Below are 24,276 nucleotides of genomic sequence, written 5' to 3'. Positions count from 1 at the left end.
TTAACCGTTGCTTCATCGTGCCGATATTAATTTATTGACAATGAAACATTTTAATATTTCGCTGTTTTTTCTGGTTATCATTTTTTCGATAACTGCCTGTACTTCTTCCAAGTCAAGCCATCCGCAGAAAGCGTTGGTTAAAGACGTGATGAAAAAAGTAGCAGACTGGCAAATAAGTCATTTTGATTATGCAACTGAAGGTAGCCCCGGATATTTGCACGATTACGGGATTGATGCCTGGACCAATGCCGTTTTTTTAACCGGGGTGGAAGAGTGGGCCAAAATGTCCGATAGTAGTTCGGTATATTACAGCTGGCTGAACAAGATTGGTTCAGAGTGCCAGTGGAAACTCCCCGAAAACTTTGTTGACATGCCGGTTTACAGTTTGTATCATGCCGATGAGTTTTGCATCGGACAAATGTTTCTGGAAATGTCCCAAAAACATAACGACGAAAGCATGAGAATCCCTACGCAGCAAAGGCTGGACTGGGTCATGTCAAACTTTCACGAAGAACTGCAAGGAAAAAAGTGGTGGTCGTGGTGTGACGCCTTGTTTATGGCACCGCCCGTTTATGCCCGCATGGCTTCGATAACAGGAGATGAAAAATACCTGGCGTTTATGGACACCGAATTCAAGCGAACCTATGACGCCCTGTATGATAAAGAGGAAAGCTTGTTTTTCAGGGATAAAAGCTACTTTGAAAAGCGCGAGCAAAACGGAGAAAAAATATTTTGGGGCCGGGGAAACGGATGGGTAGCCGCAGGTACGGTGAAGATTCTGAAAACCTTGCCGGCTGATTCGCCCTATCGCAGCTTTTACGAGGATTTACTGCACGAACATGTTTCGCGCCTGGTTGAACTGGCTGACACAAGTGGTGCTTGGCATGCCAGTTTGCTTGATCCCGAAAGCTACCCGGCACCCGAAGCAAGTGCCACAGCCTTGATTACCTATGCACTTGCCTATGGAATTAATGAGGGCTATTTCGACAAAGACATTTACCTCCCCGGCTTAATGAAATCGTGGAGCGCACTAACGGCAATGGTCGACGACGAAGGGAAACTGGGCTGGGTGCAGCCTATTGGCGCCGATCCGAAATCGGTAACAAAGGATATGACAGCGGTTTATGGCGCCGGTGCATTTTTGCTGGCAGGGTCAGAAGTCTACAAATTGGTTGATTAATTCAGAAAAATTCAATAGCTATGCTAAGTTCATCTTTCATAAAAAGAATGGTAATGAGCCTCGCTTTTGCCGGGATGTTTTTTGCATCTCCGCTTGGTGCGCGCGAGGTAATTTCATTTAACGATAACTGGTTGTTTAAGAAAGCCGAAAACTTTCCGAAAACTTTTGACGAGGAATGGCAGCAGGTGAGCGTCCCTCATACCTGGAATGCAGAAGACATGCAGGTAAAAAAGAATATTTTTTACGCAGGCGCGGCCTACTATAAAAAGCAATATACTCCCGATGCCAACTTCCGTGAAAAACGTTTCTTTTTAAGGTTTCAGGGCGTGGCGGCAGTTGCCGAAGTGTATGTAAACAATTCAATTGCCGGAAAACACAAAGGCGGCTACGGCGCTTTTGCGATCGAAATATCGACTTTACTAAAACCGGGCGAACCCAACGAGATAATCGTAAAGGTGGATAACGCATCGCGTCCCGATGTGATTCCAATAAACCACACACTTTTTGGAGTTTATGGCGGAATTTACCGTCCTGTAGAACTGATAATTACCGACAAGGTAAACATTGCCGTAACAGATTACGCTTCGCCGGGGGTGTATATTTCTCAAAAAAATGTAACGTCAAAATCGGCCGATGTAACAATCAAAACAAAGCTCGAAAACAAAAACAAAGAGACGAAAGAGGTAACAATCCTTACTACTTTGTATGAACAGAACGGGGATAAAAAGGCTGAATACAGCTTGCCGGTTCGTGTTTTGCCGCAAGGACGCCAGGTTTTCGAACAGCATTTTAGCATAAAAAAGCCGCACTTGTGGCAGGGGCTCGAAGATCCGCATCTGTATAAAACAGTCGTTCAAATTCTTTCGGAAGGCGAAGTTATTGATGAAATTGTACAGCCCTTGGGCTTGAGGCATTTTGAACTGAAAAACAACGACGGGATGTACCTGAACGGCAAAAAAGTGCCGATGTACGGTGTTTGCCGTCACCAGGACTGGTGGCAAAAAGGAAGTGCACTAAGCAATCTGGAGCACGAAACCGATTTGCAAATGATCAGGGAAATAGGGGCCACCACCATCCGTTTTGCGCACTATCAGCAGGCAGAATATATTTATTCGAAATGCGACAGCATGGGGTTTATTGTATGGGCCGAAATACCTTTTGTAAACAGGGTAAGTACCGAAGAAGCTGATAATGCAAAACAACAATTAACCGAATTGATACGTCAGAATTACAACCATCCGTCTATTTATGTGTGGGGCCTGCACAACGAAGTTTATACGCCCTACAATTACACGGTGGCTTTAACAACAGAGCTTAACGATCTGGCAAAATCAGAAGATCCATCGCGTTATACGGTTTCGGTAAATGGCCATCAGGCCGTGGATCAGGCATCGAACCTGAATGCCGACATTCAGGGGATTAACCATTATTTTGGCTGGTACGGCGGAGAGATAGGTGACATCGAAAATTGGGTTAAAGGAATGGAACAGGAATTCCCGGATCATAAAATTATATTTTCAGAATACGGAGCTGAAGCCAATATTTACCAGCAAGAAGAAATGGTGGGCGAGTTTGGGCGTTATTTCTCCCAGTTTTACCCGGAAACCTTTGCCACCAAATTTCACGAAATTCAGTGGGGGGTTATTGCCCAACATCCGTATTTACTCGCTTCTTATGTGTGGAATATGTTCGACTTTGCCACTCCGGTAAATACGCAGGGCGGTGTGGAAGCCCGCAATATGAAAGGTCTGGTAACCTTCGACAGGGAAGTCAAAAAAGATCCGTTTTACTGGTACAAAGCCAACTGGAGCAAAGAACCGGTACTTTATTTAACACAACGAAGAGCTGTTAAACGCGTCAATAAAACCACCCCGGTAACGGTTTATTCCAACATTGGTGTTCCCCGGCTTTTTGTAAATGGTGTAGAAATAACTCATTACCGGCAGGGGACTACCCCCGTACATTATATTTTTGAGGGAGTTGAATTAAAAGAAGGTGAAAATATTATCGAAGCAAAAGCGGGAACTAAGGGTATTTCGTACGACGATAAGATTGTTTGGGATTATTCGGAAGACAATAAACTGCTGAACAACTATTCGCCGCCCAAGAAAAAAACAGAAGAACATATCGGACTATAAACAATAAAAATTATCATAATGAAGAAGAACTTATTAATTACGACGCTGCTCTGCTTTTTTATGTTTTCAGGATTTGCCCAGGAAAGAAACAAAGAGCGAATTGCTTTGAAACATGGCGCCCATAGGGAAGGGAAGCGCAATGATGCGGCCATGCAAAAATGGCGCGAATATGGTCTCGGACAATTTATTCACTGGGGTGTTTATGCGATCCCGGGCGGTCAGTGGAACGGGAAAACGACTACCTATGCGGCCGAATGGTTCAGAACCTCGGGATTAATTACACACGAAGAGTACGATAACCTGTACAAACAGTTTAATCCGGTAAATTTCGATGCTAAAGAGTGGGCAAAACAAGCCAAAGAAATGGGAGCGAGGTACATGATTTTTACGACCAAGCACCACGATGGCTTTTGCATGTGGCCCAGTAAATATACCGATTATACCATCGCCAATACTCCATATAAAAAAGACATTGTAAAAGAACTGGTTGATGCCTACACGGCTGAAGGAATTGATGTTTACCTGTATTTCTCGATTATCGACTGGAGCCATCCGGGATATTATTCGGGAGGAAATATTAACTCGCCTAAAATAAAGGAAACATTCCAGTCGGGTGGCGATTACAACCCGTTTGAAACAGAAGAACAGGAAGAACGCTACGAAGATTTTAAATCGTTTACCCGTAACCAGCTTTTGGAACTGGTGGATAATTATCCGGCCATGAAAGGTCTTTGGTTCGATGGATCGTGGGATGTTGCCTGGGTAAAAAATGCGGCCTGGGTTGATACCCTGGGAATGGAGCTCAGAGCCAAACATCCGGGGCTGATAATCGGAAGCCGCTTTCGGTCGGATGAATTGGGAAACAGACATGTGGATGCCAATGGCGACCTGATCGACGATTACGACCAGCGCTACGAACGAAGTCTGCCTTCAACCTTGGAAGATACAAAAGGATTTGACTGGGATTGCGTAATGACCATTCCGGAAAACCAGTGGGGCTATCACCGCGATTGGTCGCTGTCGTATGTAAAAACTCCGTACGATTTGATTGAAATGACTGTGAAAGCCAATTCACTGAATGGGAACTTTGTTATAAACTTTGGCCCCGATGGCGAAGGAAATATTCGCACAGAAGAAACAAAAATTGCCAAGGGAGTAGGAGAGTGGATGGATGTTAACCGCGAAGCTGTTTACGGCGTTCACAATTCGGTTCTGGAAAAACAAGATTGGGGATATTCAACACAAAAAGGTGAATCTATTTACCTTACTGTATTTAACAAACCGATGAACGACAGAGTTCGGGTGAAGGTTCCGAGAAGCAAAACAAAGGACATGATTTTTGTAATTGAACATGCCGAATTTATTTCCGGAAAACAAGAAGCCATTGTAGCCGACGGTGGCCGGGATAAATACGGAAGTTATTATTACGACATTGTAATTCCGCGAAAAGTATCAAACAAAAAAGAGCCGTTTGTTATTAAAATTAAGCTGAAAGAGGTTGACCGCGGGTCAAAAGCGGATTATCAAAAAGCAATAACATAAACCGGAACATTCAGTTGATCGTAACCATAAGAACGGTCCCGGATTTTCACTCAAAAAGCGCTTAAGGTAATTGACTTTAAGCGCTTTTTATTTTTTTGATCATATCCGATGATTGATGCTGTATTTTGAAGGTTCAACGTTTTTGTAGCTATCCATACAGAGAGAAGAGATGATAGAAAACAAGCTTATATTATGATTTCTGTTCCCTCATTCATTCCCCAATAATGAAAAAAGCCGCTGTTTATGCGGCTTTTGGTGATCCCACCGGGATTCGAATATGCTAATCTATCCAAAGGTGCTAATGTTGTTGATTGAATGTTAGTAATTTGTATATTCATAAATGTATGGGGTCATAGTTTGTTTGTATATTTAGCACCGTAAAGCACCATAGGTGCTAAATTGTAAACATCAGATATAATGAAAGTTAACTTTAATTTGAAGAGCCCTGGGCTAAAGGAAAGTGTGATATATATAAAATTTACGTATGAAAAGCAGCAGATAAGACTCTCAACTGGTTTGAAAGTGCATACGGAAGCATGGAATAAGGAAATACAGCGAGTTCGGGGAAGAGGAGAAGAGGCCAGGGACTTAAACGATCAGCTTCGGCTTATTGATGAGCGTGTGACTGGATATTTAAGACAATTATTTGGTTCGAATATAGTTCCAGAAGAAGATATCAGGCTGAGGGTGCAGAATATAATTAGCCAAGCGAAGGGAGGTTTTTATCTTGGGAAATCACTCAGTGCAGAAGAATTAATGAGACAGATCAGTCCTCAGAAGTTACCTCCTACCATCAACGAAGCAATACAGGCATACATTGATAAGAAAAAATCTGTTTTTAGTGACGGACGGATTAGGCACTACACAAGCTGTAAAAATATCCTCAATGATTACCATCTGGGCCATCTCCGTATAGACCAGTGGGATGTTTCCACTTTTGAAAGACTTCGTGACGGTATGATCAGTAAAGGTAGAAGAAATGATACTATACTCATAAAAGTGAAGATGGTGAAGGCTGTTCTTCGCGATCTTGATCCATCCCATCCTGCTCTTGCATTTAAATTTACAACAGCTCCGAAACATGATCAACCAATTTTAACGGAGAAGGAACTGGCTCTGCTCCGTGAGGCTAAGATTCCTGCAGATCTTGAAGGTACTCGTGACATATTCTTGTTTCAATGTGTGACTGGCCAGCGCATCTCAGATATAAATAAATTAAGTTTAAGTAGTGTATCTGATGGTTTCTGGACCATAAGGCAGAAGAAGGGATATAAGTTGACTAAGATTCCATTGAACGATGATGCTTTATCAATACTTTCTAAATATGAATATAAATTACCAACGGTTAGTAGTCAGTATCATAACAGAAGATTAAAAGAACTTGCTAAGTTTGCAAAGCTCAATCGTGTCGCTCTTCTACAAAGAAAGTCAGGAACGAAAGATATTGAAATAGAGAAGCCTATGCATGAGTTTATTTCTTCCCACATGGCCAGACGCATATTTATTACTCATAGTCTAAATGCTGGTAAACCGCTGCACTTGATCGCCAGGATCACGGCACAGACAATAGCTACTCTGCAAAAATATGAGCAAGCAGGAGAGGAGGCGCTCAGAAGTTTCTGGTAGTATGTGCTGTTGATAAACAATAAGTTTTCAACATTTCATTATTTTGCATATATAGGATTTCCTGTTTTCTGAGGAATTGTTACCTTGTTATGTATCATAATAAATATTTAATATACAAAGATACTGAGCCCTCATAAGTTGAATGGCTTGCACGTAGAATTCAATAATTTATTAATCTTTAAATAACCTGTATGGAGCTGTTGTATACAACCTTTGAAAAAATGGCGATGGCCAAATTTCTAATTGAAATCTTGAAAGCCGATGACAACATTGATCCGAATGAGACTGGTTACTTGTTTCATTTGCAAAAAGTTCTTTATATCACTGATAGTGAAGTATCGGATTCTTCCTTGCTTTCACACAAGGAGGCGATATCTATCATCAGAGATATGTCCCATATCAATAAAATGGCTTTTGTCCATATTATGACCCAGATGGTACACTCTGATGGTCATGTAGATGGTAGAGAGTCTGCTATAATGATGGATATTATGTTTGAAGCTGATTTGCCTTTTAATTAGACTACGTAAAGATTACAAAATACCAGTATAAAATTCTGGTATTTTTATTCTCCCTGACTATGAGTTTGTGCTGATTAGTACTCCTTGATCAAACTCGATCTCTTTGCTTCTTAGTAACAAAATAGGTTGGTATATCTTGTCCATCTTGTAGACAGGACCATATGTATCCTTTATCACGAACATTTAAAATTAAGTCTCCTCCTACGGCGTATGAACGATACTCATCATCAACCATGTAGTTAGTCTTCCAGGTATGTACCATTAAACCATCTATTCTGCTGACCCTATAAGTGTCAGGTTGAACATTGAGGTCTAAGAATAGTCCTCTCGCTTTAGTATACACTTGAAACTGCCCATAACAAATTCGTAGCTCTCCGGCTATTTCTCTTAGATCATCACCAATTCCCATGTGTGTCATTTCAAAGGTATACTTATTCCCTTTATTGTCCATAATGGCTAAAGCGCCATTGTTCGTAAGTAACTTACTAAACGCGTCCATAATAATACATTTAAAATTTTCTAAATATATTCATAATATAAATTATATTTTTTAGGAAATATGGTATTCGTCATCAATCGTCGGCAAACTACCCGCCAAGCCTTTGTACGAGTTTTATATCATGCTTGCTTTAAGGGAATAAAACTCACACAAAGCCCTTCGGGTGCTTGCAGCAGCTTGTCATGTATTTTGCTGCTCCTCAATCTTCCTCATGGCTGCTTTCTCTGTGCCGTAAGTACTTGTAGTCCTTCGTTTGTACAAGATCTCACGACCCAACCGCAGCCCGTGTTAGGCTCACCTGCTGGTTATTTCAGGCATCGAACGGATTATTAAATTGCCTCCGGCGGATCGGTGTTCTCGTGTACGTCGTTCCTTCCTCTCTCCGTACATATCCCGCAAACCGGTTTCATTCTTCAACCTATCTTTTGCGAGACCTTCATAACATTCGCTTCGGTTCGCTATGCTTGAACACCAACCGAAACCCACTTGCGTTCATTTCCCTTGGTGATCACCGTTAAGAATCGGAACTGGACGTACATAGCTAAGAGTCGTATTAGATGAGAAGAAATTGGATTCTCAGGGAGTGTCCAAACTATATATAATGAAGAAAGGGCAGTTCAACAACCGCCCTTTTACTAATGTTAACCCCCAAACACACATCGTGCTGAACGCACGACTATTTAAGTATACATATTATTTTGTTATAGGTTACAACTACTCATTAGAAACTTCAATATCCTAGTACAATTCACAGAGAGAGAATCCTTATACCCTTAAATCGTGTCAAAGGTACTTTGCCATAGGGAAAAGTAAAGGGCGGCTGAGATCGCTTATTTCTTCTGTTAGCCGTCCTTCGGAGCGATTCAGTTTTTACTGCGTGCACTTCGTAAAACAGATATTGCCCCTTGACTTGAATCCTTCTGGCTACAGGGTATAAGCTAAAATTTAATGGCGTGCCAGGTGCCGTAATAAACCCGTAAGGGCAGCAGTGGATTCAATGAGTAATTTTGGTTGCTTTTACTATTTTTGACTCCTCAAAAATCGATGCAAACATGATAACTCGGCTTTCTGGTAAAAACTCCCCGAAGAAAATTCTAAATACACAGCTTACTGAATTCGTCAAGGTTGAACGGAAGCATGATGTTCCTCTTACGCCAGGCGAAGAGTTTACCTTGTACATTACACGTTTATTCTTTAAACACTTCAGTGAGTCTCAGGGGGCTTGTGGAGATATGATGGGTGTTGCGTCATCCACATTCTCTGAATACGCTAATGTCCTGCAGAATAAAGGTTACGTGAAGTTGCATACAAAGAATGATGGTCGAAGTGTCTGGTATGAACAACTGAAAGAGCCACGGCTGGATTGGAGTGGAATTCCAAAGTCCTTTATCAGGGATCCCTATATAGACTGGAGAGACCGGTTGTTAAATGTTAAACTCTATCATCTCATTCTTGACGATGTAAATGAGATCCACTTTACAGATAAAAAAATTGCTTCCGTGATGGGAATTACAATGCCAACTTTCCGTTTGCATCGTGACGCCCTGTTGCATCATGGTATTATTGCGAAGTTACCTAAAACGGATTCAAATCCTGCAGGAGGGTACCGGGTAGATGTTTATGCTTTACTCGGATTAAATGTTAATGTGGCTCCACCACAGTTAAAACCTATCCACCAAGTCTCATCCTACAAACGCTCCATTAGAAAAGCTAAGCATTATAGAATAAAACCTCCGGCTTTACCATAAAGTTGCAAAATAGAGAGTTAAGGCCACAAGATCTTGTATTCTTTTTATTGCGTCTTACGAGTGTCTGCACCATGAAAAAGGGGGTGGACAGATGCTATTGAAGATTTTATTTACTCTATATCTATGTTGTATCTATAGGTCTCGGATTATTTTCCCTTATGTCTCGGGTTATTTTTCCTTGCATCTCGGATTATTTTCCTTCTTAACTAAACTGCCCCCTTCTCATACAGATACTCCTGAAATCCGATGAACGTCTCCCTGATCGTTGGGATGTCTCCTAAGGCTGCTTTTGCGTCAGTCAAGGCATGGTACTTCAGGATGAGTAGTTGAGACAGTTTATCTCCGTCAAGCTCTTGCACACCGGACTGAACGTATTGGTCAAGTACATAGTTCAGAAACTCCTGCTGTGATGGGCTGTAACTGTCGAAGTGGATTTTCGCTTTTTCCGCTCGCTCCTGACGAGGAATCATGTTTCGGTGCCAGGCAATATATGATAGTACATCGTACAGATCGCTGTCTTCTCCCTTTACAAGTTTCTGCAGATCCTCCAACTGTGCCTGAGTATATCCCTTCTCACTAAGCTCCTCCAGAAGCTTCCTCCGTGTATCGGGTAAGCTCCAAATCTTACGCAGCTCATCTTCGTTTTTAAATAGCACCGGCAGCTCTCCAAACAGGTTCTTGATGAACTGTTCTGCAGACATCAATTTACCGTCAGGACTGTAGAATGATGTTCTAACCATTGAGTCAAGTTGTAGTACATTGTGTTGCGACAACTTGACTTCGATGATCTGCCGAGGTGGTTTCTCGCATACGCAGGGAGAGTTTCCGCACTCGGGACATGGTGGAGGGTCTTCCACTCCACATATACATGGACGCTCACCACAAACCGGACAAGGCTTTGGTGTACGATATGGACCCGGTTCTGGTGGTGGTAACGGTGGACCATCCCATTCCGGATCTTTAAAGTGCTTGTGTGCACCTACAAAATCGTATATCGTGAAGTAATCTTTCCCATCAAACAAACGTGTGCCACGTCCTATGATCTGCTTGAACTCCACCATGGAGTTGACAGGTCTTAGGAGAGCTATGTTTCTGATCTCTGGTGCATCTACGCCGGTGCTCAACTTCTGTGAAGTTGTTAGCACGGTTGGTATGATTTTTTCATTGTCCTGGAAGTCGCGCAAGTGTTGTTCGCCTCTCGCTCCATCATCGGCTGTTACCCGATGACAGTAGTTTGGATTAGTACTTGTCTTTTGCTGGTTGATTGCATCCCGGATAGCTGCTGCGTGGATCTGAGTTGCGCAGAATACAAGTGTTTTCTGGTTTTGGTTCATCAGTTCCATGAGTTTCTTCACCCTGAACTGCTCTCGATCTATGATCTGTATAATACGGTTGAAATCTTCCTCTGTGTACTTACGTTCCGAATCTATTTCTCCACTATCAACAATGTCGTCAGGTGAGTACTCATACTCATCGATGGTAGTTTTAATCTCCTGCACTTTAAAGGGCGTTAGGAAGCCGTCATTGATACCATCCTTCAAGGAGTACTCATACACCGGATCACCGAAATAACGGTACGTATCGGCGTTTACATCGCGTTTTGGAGTTGCAGTTAAACCGAGCTGTACTGCCGGGCTGAAATACTCCATGATCTCGCGCCACGAGCTTTCGTCGTTGGCTCCTCCACGGTGGCACTCGTCTATGATGATAAAGTCAAAGTAATCTTGTGGATATTCTCCAAAGTACGGTTCCCGTACTTGTTTCACATCCATGGCCTCTCCGTTCCCACCACTCATGAAAGTTTGAAAGATGGTAAAAAAGACACTACCATTCTTGGGTACATGTCCCTTTTTCTTGATCTCTGATGGTCGTATGCGTATCAGGGCTTCCTCCTCAAACGCATTGAAAGCGTTAAAAGCCTGATCTGCTAATATATTCCGATCAGCAAGAAACAGTACTCGTGGACTCCGTTCTCCGTCTCGTCGGATGTTCCACTTTGCGTGAAACAATTTCCATGCTATCTGAAAAGCTATCGCTGTTTTCCCTGTACCAGTTGCAAGCGTTAAGAGTATTTTGTCTTTCCCGTCGGCTACGGCTTCAAGGACCTTGTTAATGGCATTGTGTTGATAGTAGCGGGGTTGCCAGGTACCACTGCGGTCTTCGAACGGAATCGCAAACAAGCGTTCGCGCCATTGTTCTTTCTCCTCCTCTTCTGTGGTGGTGGGTTGAACAAAGGTCATGTTCCAGAGTTCCTCCGGACTGGGGTACTTGCTTACATCGCCCTCGGTACCTTCGTGCATGTCGATACCGTATATCTTGTCGCCGTTGGTTGCGTAGGTGAATCGTATGTGTAAACGCTCAGCATAATCCTTTGCCTGCGCTACGCCGGTGGTGTAATGTTTTTCGTTTGATTTGGCTTCAACTACCGCGAGATAACGGTTTTTGTATTCCAGTACATAGTCTGCCCGGATCGGTTGACTTCGCCTCCTGTTGCCGATAAGCCTACCTTGTGAGATCGGGTGTTCTTTTCGTACTTTACTACCTTCCACTTCGCCCCATCCGGCTTTACGTAGGGATGGTTCTATAAGTTCGTATTGCGTTTGCGATTCGTTCATACTTATAGTTTAATTCGTTCTGTTAGATCTATCTTCCCAATCAAATACTCAATAGGTGTGGAAAAGTATTCAGATCTTTCGTTTATGTGCTTTAGTAAATCATGTAGTTTGTAATTTACTGGCCCTTCGAATCTCGTTTTTACTATGTATTTTATTTCCCCACCTTCACTTTTATATATGCCTGATTTCTGAGTTTTCCGGATAAAAGTGTTATCGTATAGTGTTATCAGTTGGGCTTCCATATTTAGAAAATGATGCCTTACATCATCTGAGATGAAGTTCTTTAATAACTCCTCGATACTGTCCAGTAGCTGTTGTGGTGTTAACTCGACATTGCGAATTGATTTGTATAATTCCTCATGATAAGTTTTTATATAAATAAGGAATATGAATACTGCTGGTATTACCTGTGATCGACCAAAAGTTTTAAAGGCGATACTGGCTTGGGCAAATATTTTTTCGTGCATCCTGAGACTTAGCCTTTGCTTGATAAACAGATATTTAAGTATCTTTCTAAAGGCATCATATTCCTCTTGACTATTTCTTTTTGGGATATTTTCATAAAATTCTAAAAAGCCAAAGTATTCAAACAAGTACTCTACCCATTCCGTGATTTCTGGTTCAGGGATTGAATATTCGATATCAATGAACCTTCGCAAATACTCTTCGGCTGCAATTTTTTCACTTCCATAGTGTCCTCGAACAGCATGTCCAAGCTGTGTCTTGTCTATTGAGAGTACGAAAACTATACCTGGAACATCGAAGAAGTGTTTTACTTTTTCTAATACCTCTACAGCATAATCTGGACGACATCGGTCAAGCTCATCTATGATGAATACAATAGGTTTTTCTCCTGATGTTTCACGAATGTATGTACTAAGCGATTCCTTGAATTCGACCAATCCTTTCTTCTTCGTTGTATACTCTTCTATTTGTATATGTAAGAGCTCGTTTGCACTGTCAGTGACTTCTGCAAGTAGATCTTTTAACTCGTCCTTGTCAAGATACTTCGCGGCCGCAGCTTTTAGTAGGATTGGTATTGCGCTTTTTGCGAGTTTCGCTCCGGTTTTTAGTACTTTTTTAAAGATTTCTTTCGTCGATTCATCCTGGAGTGTTGATAGTTCTGCCATCAGAGCTGCAAGGGCACCATTCTCAAAATCGTTCTCCCATGCGTTAAAATAAAGCGTTTCAAAGCCTTGGTTGTGAAGATACTGTTTCCACATCTTTACAAAAGTGGTTTTCCCGGTTCCCCATTCGTTGTTAATCGCCAAGACAAATCCATCGGAATAATTCGTTACTATATCAGTCAATGCTTGTGCATATCTGTAACGTTTCAATTTGCAGTTTGCAAAGGGATTTTCAGGGGGTATATCCAGTTCTCTGTGCTTGAGTATCATATGCGGTTGATTTAGTTGTCTTTCTCCTCCGCCACCATATCCAACTCCTCTGTGTCTGTTAGTTTATATTCGCTTGCTGTTATCTCTCCTGTAAAGGCTTTTTGTAGGATGGACTTTTTGAGTTCGTCCAACTGCTCTATTTTATTGCAATACTTCTCTTCCAAGGTTATCGATAGATTCAGTAGTCCATCTAACTTTTTAACGACATCCTGCTGCGTTTCGATGTTTGGAAATGGGAAGTACTGGCTTTGGAACGTTCCCAGATTTATATTGTCTTGTGCGCTGCCTTTGCCTAATGCTTGTAGTTTTGCCTTCAGAAATTGTAAAGCGTAGTAGGCGAATTCAGTGATTGCTTTATCTGGATTAACCTGTAATCCAATTATACTGTCAGGGAAACAACCATCGAAATCTAAAATTGCTGTTTCTGCAATGTTAGCTGCGATAGTTATACAAATTGTGCCTTTAGACCATAGCTTACTTTGCGCCAGGCCAACTTCGTTATAAGTTTGGGTATAACTCCTTATATGTTTGTTCGCGTTTCTAACATCTCCTGTTTGTACGAACGGATATTTACCTCCGTACAACTTGGCATCATTTCGTGGTCTATGTTTGGACTTTCCTCTTCCAAATTCAAGTGCTACATCCATCAATGTCTTCTCCTTCCATCCCTCTCCCCGCTGGGAGAACACCCGGTTAAGCTCACTCTGGAACAACTCCTTTGCGTTTTGAAGGTTGCGCTCGATATTGGCTTTGGCTTTGTCGATGGCAGCGAAGGCCTGGTCTAGGATGTTTACTATTTGTTGCTGCTCGGGGAGTGGTGGTAGTAAGATCTGTGTCTTTTTTACATCCATGTCCGTTACAGCGGGATAACTTGCTCCTCTTTGCAACGTTTCCATCCGTTCCATAAAAGATTCTGTCTGTAGACAGTAATATATTAGTTCAGGTAGTATCTTGTTGCTCTTTGCCCGTAAGACAGTATACCCAGTACTGCATATCTGTCCATCATACTCTTTTGGGATAAGCGTTACTCTTTTAAGCGTTGGTCTTGTTGTTGCAAAGATTACATCTCCTTCATTCACAATCTTCTTTGCTCTACTGGGGGCATTTAATGAGTTTATTTGTGTCGTTTCTGTGATCTTCAAGCTCTCTCTGGAAACAGAACTGAGGTCAATATATTTATACGATGCATCATCTGACTTCTGCCACTTTATATTAGAAGTCTTATCACAGACGCTATTTAGTGTTTTAATCTCCCATCCTTTCTTCATAACAAATCTTTTATCGTTTGAAGAATGGAACTGGTTTCGGCATCAAGGCTTTCCATCTCTGCTAATATCTCCTGTGGGCTGCGAAGCGGATCTTCCTCGGGTGTGTTTGGATTCTTTACACTCAGATCATAGGTGTTTTCATCAACATCTACGAATGTGAGGTTCCAGCTTTGTTCTGTTTCGGGTTTGGCTACCTGTGCTTTTACAAAGGCTTCCATGTCCACATCATTCAATGGATTGGTTTTACCCAATGTACGCCCCGGATTAAGCTGATAGTACCATGTGGTTTTTGTTGGTTCTCCCTTCTGAAAGAACAGCACCACGGTTTTAACACCAGCACCCAGAAACGTTCCTTGGGGCATATCGAGTATCGTATGCAGGTTACAGCTTTCGAGTAAGTGTTTGCGCAAGCTAATACTCGCGTTGTCTGTATTACTAAGAAAAGTGTTTTTGATGACGATGGCCGCACGTCCTCCGGTCTTCAGCGACTTGATAAAGTGCTGTAGGAATAGGAAGGCCGTCTCTCCGGTCTTGATGTCGAAGTTCTGTTGTACCTCCTTACGCTCCTTTCCTCCAAACGGTGGGTTTGCAAGTATTACGTGGTAACGGTCTTTCTCCTGTATGTCACGGATACTTTCGCCCAGTGTATTCGTATGGATAATGTTGGGTGCCTCTATACCGTGCAGGATCATATTCATGATACCGATCACGTAGGCAAGGTTTTTCTTCTCCTTACCATAGAAGGTTTCCTTTTGTATCGTGGTCAGGTTGTCCGTGGTTTTGTCCATGCGTTTGTACATGTACTCGTACGCCTCACAGAGGAAACCTGCTGACCCCACGGCTCCATCGTACACCTTTTCTCCAATCTGCGGATCGGTAACCTGTATCATGGCTCTAATCAACGGACGGGGAGTGTAGTATTGTCCTCCGTTACGTCCGGCGTTACCCATGTTTTTGATCTTAGTCTCGTACAGGTGACTCAGTTCGTGCTTATCTTTGGTGGAACGGAAGGGTAACTCATCAGCGTACCCAATGATATCGCGTAGGTTGTACCCACTCTGGATCTTGTTCTTCAACTCGCTGAATATTTCACCGATCTTGTATTCTATGGTCTGCGGACTGTCTGCTTTCTGCTTAAAGCCTGCGAGATATGGGAAGAGTTTAAGGTCTACAAACTGTACCAGGTCGGGTCCGGTCATTGCTTTGTGATGATCGAGTTTTCCATCTGGTCCTTTGGGCATCGCCCAGTTTTTCCAGCGATACTCTTCGTCTATGATGTACTCGTAGGTTTGACCTCGAAGCTCTGCTTCGTCCGCTTTATCCTGTTCAAGGTCTTCGAGGTAACGTAAAAACATTATCCATGAGGTTTGTCCTATGTAATCGAGTTCACTATCTGCTCCTGCGTCCTTGTATAGTACGTCGTCTATATTCCTAAATGTTTGTTCGAACATGTTTGGTTCTTATCTGAATCGTTTTTTCATTGATGTGGCTATTTTGTAATAGCAAACCAAAGATAACAATCCGTTTTAAATCTTATCCTGTTCCTTGGGCAATGTTTCCAGCGACTGAGTTTTGCAAAAATTTTTGTGTTTTGCGCGAGCGTAGGCGCCCCCTACGTATTGTATACAGGCTCTCAATTGGTAAGTACCCCCGGGTGTTTGCGTATCTGGTATAAATGCAACTGCGATTTCTTTGTTGTAAATACAGGTGTCAGGACCATCAAAAAGTCGCAATTTCAACACACTTTACCCCGATTTTGGGTGTTTTTATGGTCGGATTAGCTATTTCTGACACACCTTTTCTCGGGGCTTCATAAAGGCACTTGTCGGGCTTGATTGGCTCTGTCCGTTATGTTACTCAGTCCATGTAATGCAACTTCGATTATCATCTGGATCAGATGTCTGCTGCCTCTGTTGTGACATGTTGTCTGTCATAAACCATCAAACATTCTAACATTAAATTTTTTATTATGAAGACATTTGGAAAAGTTTATTTGGGTAAGGGCACCCAGGTTCCTAACCTCTCTATCATCAAAGTTACCGTGAAGGTAAAAGAACTACTATCTCAGGTACATGAATTTGAAGGGACACAGTATTGCAGCTTTGAAGTAGCTAAGTTGCAGGAACCCGATAAGTTCGGAAGGGACTACACTGTTTATTGTACTCCCATGGAAGAAGTCCCTGAGGTCACTCCCAAGAAGACCACTAAGAGATCTACAAAGAAGTAGATAATCTGGGTACACACACTGCTTAATTCTCGGCAAAAGTATTGACTCACCTGACACATGCAAGGCTATAACAAGCTCCTTAGTTGTTTCCTAAGGTGGTTACGGCCTTGCATTTAGTCAGATGAGTCAATTGGGCGGTGCCTACAATTTAGCAGTATTCCCATGCTATAATCAGTCCTCAATTAAAACAAAATCAATGACAACACTATTTCAACAAAACATTGCGGAGGTATCTGTTACCTATAGTCATTCCGTTAAGCCTTCTAATCAGCTACGTGTTACTGGTTCGAAGTCCGTTTATGAATACGTTTATCCACTATGGCCGGATGTGGAGTATCGGGAGAGATTTGCTGTTCTCCTGCTTTCTCGTGGGTTGAAGATTCTGGGGCTTTCGTGGATCTCGACCGGTGGAGTTTCCGGAACCGTTGTGGACGCTAAATTGATATTTCAGGTTGCATTAAAAGCCAACGCTTCCTCGATAATTCTGCTCCACAATCATCCTTCCGGGGAGCTGCGCACCAGTGATGCCGATCGGCGGATCACCACCAAGCTGAAAGACGGAGCTAAGCTGTTGGACATGGATGTGCCGGACCATATCATACTAACATCCGAGTCGTACTACTCGATGGCAGATGAAGGAGAGATGTAGAAATTTCTATGCAGGATCATAGTTCATCGCTATGGTTCTGCTTCAGATTCTCTTCAAACCACCAAAGCCCTCGTAACACAAAAATCTTTCATTATGAACACTTGTAAATATAACCGCAGAGAGGAGAAGCTGAAGGCAGACCTCTGGGATCCGTTCGTAGATCACATCGAGTCAATATACTTTACCGGGGCTTCTGAGCTCCTGCCCAAACAAACTCTTGCGTGGGAGTACAATCAATTCAAGAACAATTTCGCTGGGGTGCAGTAGCATCCCTCCTTACTTACAAATCATCACACTTTAAAAATTTTTAATCATGAGTGATTCAAATTCTGGAGAAACACAGGCCACGGCCATGTTGGTTGTCACCGTGGCACTATCTATCATTGCAGGTATCATTAGTTGGAACCTGGTTCATCCACATAGCTTTGGGAGCTTCATCGGCTTTCTAATCTTCTGGGGAGTGTTTAGTGCTATCGGACGATTCCTGGCAATGATCCTCGTATCAGTTATTGCAGGGAAGAAGTAAATGCGGGGGTTGCATAGTACAGACGCACCTCTGTAGTCTTGCCGGGGTTGAACCCGGTGAGACCTTCTTCTGACGAGAACAATTTTTACCCAGGGTGTAGAATGTGCACTGATCGGATCAACTCCATGTTTTTCTGTTTTACCTCATTTGTCGAACCATCCATCGAGGCCGATTCGTCTAAATATTGTCCCTAACAGGTCCTAATCGAACATGTAACCAGTTGACTATATGTCCCTTTGCCCCCATGTAATGCATGTTGTTATAAAATGGCACTTTTTCCGGTTTTGTTGATGTTGCTTATAATGAAGTTGGTTATATCTCCTTCCCCGATCAGGTACTTCTTCAAAATCCGTCTTACTTTGATGATGTCCTCGTACAGTTTGTTTTGTGCCTGCCTGTGTTCCTCCGTCAGCTTGTTGAACTCAATCTCCTCCTTTGTGTACTTCTGGGATAACCGTAGGATGTCAACAGTATCATAATTAACCGGGAGATCGATGCTGCGGAGTATACTGTCATCCTGGAAGAACCAAGTCACTACATCCACAGTGGTCTCGTTCACTGTCATGATATCATCGCCCACTAATACTTTCGTCTTTACTCTGGGGCGATCTTCTACCAGGAGAAGTAGATGAAGGAAGGATATGGTTACCTTGGCCGGTCTCAGGCATCACATTCACATGTTCGTTTTACTCCTGTAACAACGAACTCAATACTGTTGGTCTTGATCGACAGCTCACAATACGGACGCTGATCCTTCCAGCGCGGAGGGAGTGTCGTCTTGATGAGTCTTAGAATGCTTCATAACTCCTTGGTATTGATGGAGAATCCAGCTTTTACGGGATCGTTGACGGATAGTATAGACATAGATAAATCGTTTGGATATTGGTAATTAAAGATATAAGTTTGTTGATACAACAGGGTAAGGGTAATAAAAATCTTATCAACGAAATGTCGTTTTCTGGATGTTGGTTTTTAGCACTTTTTTAGCACCCCTTGAAACATAAAAGGCAGAAAACCAATTGATTAACTGCCTTTGTTTGTGATCCCACCGGGACTCGAACCCAGATCATAAGAACCGGAATCTTACATTCTATCCATTGAACTATGGGACCGTTTTGTGGCGCAAAAATAGTAAAATTCCCCAATCATGCAGAAATAATAATGACTATAATGTTCTTTTATTTCGAAAGGTTATGGTTTGCCATCCTTCTGTTAAATGTTGATAAAATATTGAACGAGCGGCAGAGGCCGAAAGGGCTTATAGTTACCTTTGCGCGTTCAAAAGTTGGATTTATGGAGAAGGGAACTGACCTCGCACAAGTAAACTTGCAGAGGTATTTTGATTCATTTTCAGGATTATCGGAAGAGCAAGCCAATAATTTTCTGATTAAATACGAGCACTCTTTGCGCGTAGCCAAACTGTGTGTGGATATTGCTCAAAGTCTTCGGCTTACCGAAGAAGAGCAGGAAATGGCTTTTCTGGCAGGTATTTTTCATGACGTTGGGCGATTTAGGCAACTGCTGGAGTTTAATACTTTCAACGATACACAGTCGGTGGATCATGCCGAATATTCATTGCAGGTAATTACTGAAAATGGTTTTCTGGACGAATGCGAAGAAGGGGAGAAGCGTAAAATCCTGTTGGCAGTTCAATACCACAATAAAAGAGAGTTGCCGAAGGAATCAGATGAAAACGAGCTTTTGTATGCCCGTATTCTTCGCGATGCGGATAAGCTGGATATACTCCAGGTAATCACGGACTATTACATAAATCCCAAAGCTGTTCCCAATCATACTTTAACCTGGGAGATGCCCAAAGGAGGAGTCGTTTCGGAGGAGGTAGCCAAACAGGTACTGGCAGGGAAGCTGGTATCAAAGTCAGATGTTGCCAATCAGATTGACATTAAAATCATGCAGCTTTCGTGGGTATATGATGTTAATTTTAAACCTTCTTTTGATATCCTGATGAAGAAGCGTTTTCTGGAAAAGATATACGGCACAATGTCGAAAAGCGATACGGTGATTGAAATTTACCGCAAAGTAAAGGTGTATACTGAAAATAAGATACTGGCATAAGGCAGAAAGAGATTCATCTAGTAGCGTGCCGGCTGGTAGTATTAAGGAATTAATAAAGCTGGTGGGCCTCGTAACAAGAGAAGTATTGTAGTAAAACTTATAAACGGCAATCGGTAATGGCGCGAAAACTGGTTTGCATTTGCAACTTGATAGACGAAAGTGAGATTAAATCTGTTTTAGAGAAAGGGGCAGAAACAACTTCGCACATACAGGAGTTTACGCGGGCCGGCACATCTTGTGGCCGCTGTTTGCCCGAGATCGATGCCATTGTGGAAGCACATCAAAAGAAAAAACCCAAGAACCAGCAAGGGAAGCTGGAACTCGGGCTCTAAAAAACACAACAATATCTTTTAGAAGTAACGTGGCGAAACCACTTCTTCTTTTCTGAATTTAAGTTCGTACGACACCATAATTTCGTGGGTTCCGTTGTTGTGGTGCTTGATGTTGTTGGTAGCAAAATCGATCGCATAACCAACCCGCAACTTTTTGTCGAAAATCCACTGCGCAATAAAGCCGTAGGAAGATCCGGTACGGTACATGGCTCCCAGCCAAAGTTTTTCTTTGATCAGGAAGTTTCCTGAAAAGTCCATCTGAAGGGGAGTACCTGTTTCGGATGTAAACGATGCTTTAGTCAGCATCGTTGGTTTGAACTTAACATCCTCACCCAAATCGAAAACTGCACCGGCAATCAGGAAGTAATGCCTGATTTCTGCCTGAACCGCGGCGCTCTGCATATCGGAGTCAAGTTTTACATTCAATACCCTCGGAACGGAAAACCCAACATAGGCTCTCTTGCTGTAGAGGAAAGCTCCAACACCAAAGTTGGGTTTGAAGCTGTTTATACGCCCGATGAATTTAGGGTCATTGGGATCGATGATGTTGTAATCCTGCAGGTTGTTGCTGTAGTTTACAAATCCGCCTTTTAACCCCAGTCTCAAATTGGTACGTTCACTAATCGGCACCAGGTATGAGTAGTCGGCGGAAATATCAAAACGTTTTACCTGTCCAACTTTATCTCCGATTACATTTAAACCTAAGGCCACGCGTTCATTTCTAAGCGGAGCTTGCAGCGAAAAAGTAAATGTTTCAGGTGCCCCATTCCATCCTGCCCATTGATTTCGGGCCAGTGCCATAAAGCCTACCGACTCCCATGTACCTGCATAAGCAGGGTTGATGGTTTGCGTATTAAACATGTACTGAGTGTACATTGGGTCCTGCTGGGCGTTAGAAGTGAACGCTGTCAATGCAATTACCAGGATCCCTAAAGCTTTGATAATATTTAATTTCGTTTTCATCGTTCTTTCTTTTTTTGGATTCAACATTTCATTAATCATTACCATTAATTATTTAGGAATATTGATCCTGTAATTGGTTTGCTTCCGTCTCCCAGATATAAGATGTAGAAGTAGGTGGCTGTTGGAAGATTATCCCTGCCAACCTGCATCTTATTGGTTGATTTTCCATCCCACCATGCATCCTGGTAGCTCCATCTTTGAGTATTACCATAGTTGGCTTTTTCGTAAACTTTGTTCCCCCAACGGTTGAATATCTCTATTTTGGCATCCGGATATTCTACTTCGAATAATAAATCACCGGTTTCACAGGTAAAAATAATCTCGAAGTAATCGTTATAGGTATCTCCGTTTGGTGAGAATCCATCTGGGATGAACAGCTCACATCCTTCGGCTTCTTCACCTTCTCCTGGAATAGATGGAACGTAATCATCTCTCCAGTCACGCACACCAATGATAGTATCTGAATCCTGCAATGGAGCATTAGTTCCAATGGCGTTTAGTCCATGGAGCCATTCTAAGCTGGTGTCGTAAGAATCGTATGCGTCATCCAAACCATCGCCATCAGTATCTGTCCCAATGTAGTCAACATCAGCAATTGTATCATGTGGGGTTGCATCCCATCCTTCAATATAGTCGGCAATGCCATCACCATCTGCATCTTCATCCAGGTAATCCGGGATTCCGTCCAGATCCATGTCAACCGGATCGTAGTATACTCCCAGGGCATCGTACTGATCATCCCAGCCGTCACCATTGGAATCAGTTCCCAGCGGAGGATAGTAGTCAAGTCCCTGGTCAACTCCACCATTTTCAGCATACTGAATGCCTTCAGCAATGGTTTGCTGCCATTCAATGTTGTCCGGAATTCCGTCGTTGTCTGAGTCAATATCCAGTCTGTCAACGATTCCGTCGCCATCCGAATCCAGTGTTTGCTGGTTCAATGCATTTTGATCTTCATGGATATCAAGTATACCATCATCGTCATCGTCAATGTCGATCACATTCGGAACTCCGTCACAGTCGGTATCAAGCTGGATGTGGATTGTTACTTCGGCGGTAGAACAATTTTCCGGATTTGCATTGCTGCAAATGGTATATGTAAACTGGATTACTGCTTCGGATAGTTCTTCGTTGGCATACAATAATTCTCCGTCAATCAGGTTCACCTGTACATTGTCCGGAATATTATCTGCGCTCATTGTAATTCCTGAGGTTCCGATACCTTCGTCGTTTGTTAACAGGTTGATCGAACCATTCACGATTCCACCCGGACAAACAACCAGGGTAAGTACATCGGGTTGTGCAATTAGTCTTTCCTGACCACAGTCAACATCCCCGGCTTCAACAGTTACTTCAGCAGTACAAGTTGAAGTATTGCCGCAATTGTCAACTACTGTCAGTGTAACTTCATTGGTTCCAAGGTCGCCGCAGGTAAAATCGTATTGGCTGATAAATACCGTGTCGATGCCGCAATTATCGGTTGAGCCGCCATTTAAATCATCAGCTGTTATGCTTACCATTCCGTTTTCCTGTAGCTGAATCGTTAGATTGTTGCAAACTGCCACCGGGGCAACGGTATCCATAACCGTGATTATCTGTACCTGAGGTTCTGCCTGATTTCCACAAGCATCAGCCAGGTTCCATGTACGTGTAATTACCCACTCTCCGGCACATGCTCCCTGTTCTACCACGTCGGTATAAGTTGCATCCAGTTCCGGGCAACAAGCATCTGATTCATCTGTTACATCACCAGTGGCTTCAACGCTGGCATCGTACTGACATTCTTCGCCTGAATAGATAGTGATATCTTCAGGAGCGGTGAATGCAGGAGCTTCGCTGTCAACAATGGTAAATGTTGCACTGGTTGACACTGAATTCTGACATTCGTCGTAAGCCGTGAATGTTACCAGTACTGAGCCGGTGTTGCAACATCCCGGTGTCAGGGCTTCAAAGTCGTTGGTCCAGTTGATTGTTCCAAATCCTGCCTGGGCAGCACCTGTTCCGCCAATTGTCTGCAACCAGTTATTTAGATCTTCCAGGTTGCCGTTTCCGTCACATTCTACTGTAAGGTCACTTGCATCGCTGGTCAATTCCACCGGATCTTCACTTAATACAGTTAGTCTGATGATAAGAGTACTGTCACAACCGGCTGCATTTGTCAAGTTTTGAGTATAGGTTCCGGATTGAGTATAAAGTGTATTATTAATCCTCAGTTGGTTACAAACAGTTCTTTCGATGATCTCTTCAGTACTTCTCCTGATGGTTAGGTTTAAGGTAACTGTAAGGTCACATCCAGCCTCGGTTTGCAGGTTTTGTACGTATGTACCACTTTCGGTGTATACTGAATCATTTAATTCGTATGAGTCACAAGCAATTTCTGTTAACGTCAGTTCACTACTTTCATTTACCGTTAAATTGATGGTTAAAGTACTGTCGCAACCGGCTGCGTTTGTGAGATTCTGAATGTATTGACCGGATTCGGTGTATGTTGAGTCATTGATCGTCAACTGGTCACAAACGATACGGTTGATGGTTTCGAAAGTGCTTTCCAATACCGTAAGGTTGATCGTTAGCATACTGTCGCAACCAACAGCATTCGTAAAGTGCTGCTCATAAGTACCCGATTCGGTATAAATCGAATCGTTGAAAGTTAAGATATCACATACAGTGGTGTCAATACTTGCTTCTGTAGTTTGTAAAACTGTAATATTCAGTAGCGAATCAGCAGCACAGTTATTGCCTTCGTAATGAACGGTTGTGTCTCCGTCAGTCCCGAAATACTCAACCCCGTCCACGTTCCATGTATAGGTTTCATTCGAACAGATGGTCACGTTTGTTACAATCGGCTGTGGTTCGTCATTCACCGTAATGTTCAGGATTGTATCGGGTGCGCAGTTTGCCCCTTCGTAATGAACGGTTGTGTCTCCGTCGGTTCCAAGGTATTCCACTCCGTCCACAGTCCAGGTGTA

General features: G+C 42.7%; 19 protein-coding genes and 1 tRNA gene. 11 read left to right on the top strand and 9 right to left on the bottom strand.

Translation table 11 applies throughout. The features are described 5' to 3' along the window. The first annotated feature begins 40 nt into the window (after positions 1-40). The 5 genes from D1614_RS19135 (at position 41) to D1614_RS19115 (ending at position 7,007) form a co-directional block, all read left to right on the top strand. Positions 41-1,180: a glycoside hydrolase family 88/105 protein gene (locus D1614_RS19135; RefSeq protein ID WP_119439592.1), complete on the top strand. Its 1,140-nt coding sequence runs from the start codon at positions 41-43 to the stop codon at positions 1,178-1,180. Positions 1,181-1,233: 53 nt separating this feature from the next. Continuing rightward, positions 1,234-3,318 carry a glycoside hydrolase family 2 protein gene (locus D1614_RS19130; protein ID WP_206610085.1) on the top strand — a complete coding sequence of 695 codons (2,085 nt, stop codon included), beginning with the start codon at positions 1,234-1,236 and terminating at the stop codon, positions 3,316-3,318. A gap of 18 nt (positions 3,319-3,336) precedes the next feature. Then, complete coding sequence (locus D1614_RS19125; RefSeq protein ID WP_119439590.1) at positions 3,337-4,860, top strand: alpha-L-fucosidase; 1,524 nt, start codon at positions 3,337-3,339, stop codon at positions 4,858-4,860. 417 nt (positions 4,861-5,277) lie between these two features. Continuing rightward, complete coding sequence (locus D1614_RS19120; protein WP_119439589.1) at positions 5,278-6,486, top strand: tyrosine-type recombinase/integrase; 1,209 nt, start codon at positions 5,278-5,280, stop codon at positions 6,484-6,486. Positions 6,487-6,677: 191 nt separating this feature from the next. Continuing rightward, complete coding sequence (locus tag D1614_RS19115; RefSeq protein ID WP_119439588.1) at positions 6,678-7,007, top strand: TerB family tellurite resistance protein; 330 nt, start codon at positions 6,678-6,680, stop codon at positions 7,005-7,007. Between the two features lie 88 nt (positions 7,008-7,095). Here the strand turns inward: D1614_RS19115 and D1614_RS19110 are convergent, their stop codons facing one another. Then, positions 7,096-7,506 carry a hypothetical protein gene (locus D1614_RS19110; protein ID WP_119439587.1) on the bottom strand — a complete coding sequence of 137 codons (411 nt, stop codon included), beginning with the start codon at positions 7,504-7,506 and terminating at the stop codon, positions 7,096-7,098. 1,052 nt (positions 7,507-8,558) lie between these two features. Between D1614_RS19110 and D1614_RS19105 the strand changes: the two genes are divergently transcribed. Next, entirely contained in the window at positions 8,559-9,254 is a 696-nt protein-coding gene (locus D1614_RS19105; RefSeq protein ID WP_119439586.1) for a hypothetical protein, read from the top strand. 206 nt (positions 9,255-9,460) lie between these two features. Here the strand turns inward: D1614_RS19105 and hsdR are convergent, their stop codons facing one another. From hsdR to D1614_RS19085, 4 genes are read right to left on the bottom strand one after another with little or no spacing between them, the layout of a single operon-like run. Next, positions 9,461-11,869, bottom strand: a complete 2,409-nt coding sequence (hsdR, locus tag D1614_RS19100; RefSeq protein WP_119439585.1) for an EcoAI/FtnUII family type I restriction enzme subunit R — start codon at positions 11,867-11,869, stop codon at positions 9,461-9,463. 2 nt (positions 11,870-11,871) lie between these two features. Continuing rightward, positions 11,872-13,266, bottom strand: coding sequence for a KAP family P-loop NTPase fold protein (locus D1614_RS19095; RefSeq protein WP_119439584.1), 1,395 nt, complete (start codon positions 13,264-13,266; stop codon positions 11,872-11,874). A gap of 11 nt (positions 13,267-13,277) precedes the next feature. After that, positions 13,278-14,534, bottom strand: coding sequence for a restriction endonuclease subunit S (locus D1614_RS19090; RefSeq protein WP_119439583.1), 1,257 nt, complete (start codon positions 14,532-14,534; stop codon positions 13,278-13,280). Then, complete coding sequence (locus D1614_RS19085) at positions 14,531-15,985, bottom strand: class I SAM-dependent DNA methyltransferase (protein WP_119439582.1); 1,455 nt, start codon at positions 15,983-15,985, stop codon at positions 14,531-14,533. The genes D1614_RS19090 and D1614_RS19085 overlap by 4 nt, the downstream gene beginning before the upstream one ends. A gap of 518 nt (positions 15,986-16,503) precedes the next feature. Here D1614_RS19085 and D1614_RS19080 point away from each other — a divergent pair. The 3 genes from D1614_RS19080 (at position 16,504) to D1614_RS19070 (ending at position 17,936) form a co-directional block, all read left to right on the top strand. Beyond that, positions 16,504-16,761: a hypothetical protein gene (locus D1614_RS19080; RefSeq protein ID WP_119439581.1), complete on the top strand. Its 258-nt coding sequence runs from the start codon at positions 16,504-16,506 to the stop codon at positions 16,759-16,761. 196 nt (positions 16,762-16,957) lie between these two features. Further along, the gene (locus tag D1614_RS19075; protein ID WP_119439651.1) at positions 16,958-17,410 is read left to right on the top strand and encodes a JAB domain-containing protein; all 453 of its coding nucleotides are present in this window, start codon (positions 16,958-16,960) and stop codon (positions 17,408-17,410) included. 313 nt (positions 17,411-17,723) lie between these two features. Beyond that, the gene (locus tag D1614_RS19070; RefSeq protein ID WP_119439580.1) at positions 17,724-17,936 is read left to right on the top strand and encodes a hypothetical protein; all 213 of its coding nucleotides are present in this window, start codon (positions 17,724-17,726) and stop codon (positions 17,934-17,936) included. A 259-nt stretch (positions 17,937-18,195) separates the two neighbouring features. Here D1614_RS19070 and D1614_RS19065 read toward each other — a convergent pair whose 3' ends face one another. Then, positions 18,196-18,516: a hypothetical protein gene (locus tag D1614_RS19065; RefSeq protein ID WP_147384323.1), complete on the bottom strand. Its 321-nt coding sequence runs from the start codon at positions 18,514-18,516 to the stop codon at positions 18,196-18,198. 460 nt (positions 18,517-18,976) lie between these two features. Further along, positions 18,977-19,048 (bottom strand) — tRNA-Arg (locus D1614_RS19060). Positions 19,049-19,229: 181 nt separating this feature from the next. On the opposite strand from D1614_RS19060, the gene D1614_RS19055 reads away from it, so the two are divergent. Beyond that, positions 19,230-20,012: an HD domain-containing protein gene (locus D1614_RS19055; RefSeq protein WP_162304570.1), complete on the top strand. Its 783-nt coding sequence runs from the start codon at positions 19,230-19,232 to the stop codon at positions 20,010-20,012. A 116-nt stretch (positions 20,013-20,128) separates the two neighbouring features. Beyond that, a complete protein-coding gene (locus tag D1614_RS19050) occupies positions 20,129-20,344 on the top strand; it encodes a (2Fe-2S)-binding protein (RefSeq protein ID WP_119439577.1) in 216 nt (71 codons plus the stop codon). A gap of 18 nt (positions 20,345-20,362) precedes the next feature. Here the strand turns inward: D1614_RS19050 and D1614_RS19045 are convergent, their stop codons facing one another. Together D1614_RS19045 and D1614_RS19040 are read right to left on the bottom strand one after the other, a co-directional pair. Beyond that, the gene (locus D1614_RS19045; RefSeq protein ID WP_162304569.1) at positions 20,363-21,307 is read right to left on the bottom strand and encodes a PorP/SprF family type IX secretion system membrane protein; all 945 of its coding nucleotides are present in this window, start codon (positions 21,305-21,307) and stop codon (positions 20,363-20,365) included. 44 nt (positions 21,308-21,351) lie between these two features. Continuing rightward, positions 21,352-24,276 (bottom strand): T9SS type B sorting domain-containing protein (locus D1614_RS19040; protein WP_119439575.1); only part of this gene is annotated, 2,925 nt, incomplete at its 5' end.

This window comes from Maribellus luteus (assembly GCF_003576475.1).
GTDB lineage: Bacteria > Bacteroidota > Bacteroidia > Bacteroidales > Prolixibacteraceae > Draconibacterium > Draconibacterium luteum.
The sequence above is the reverse complement of the archived record's forward strand: the minus strand, read 5'-3'. Positions and strand labels throughout refer to the sequence as shown.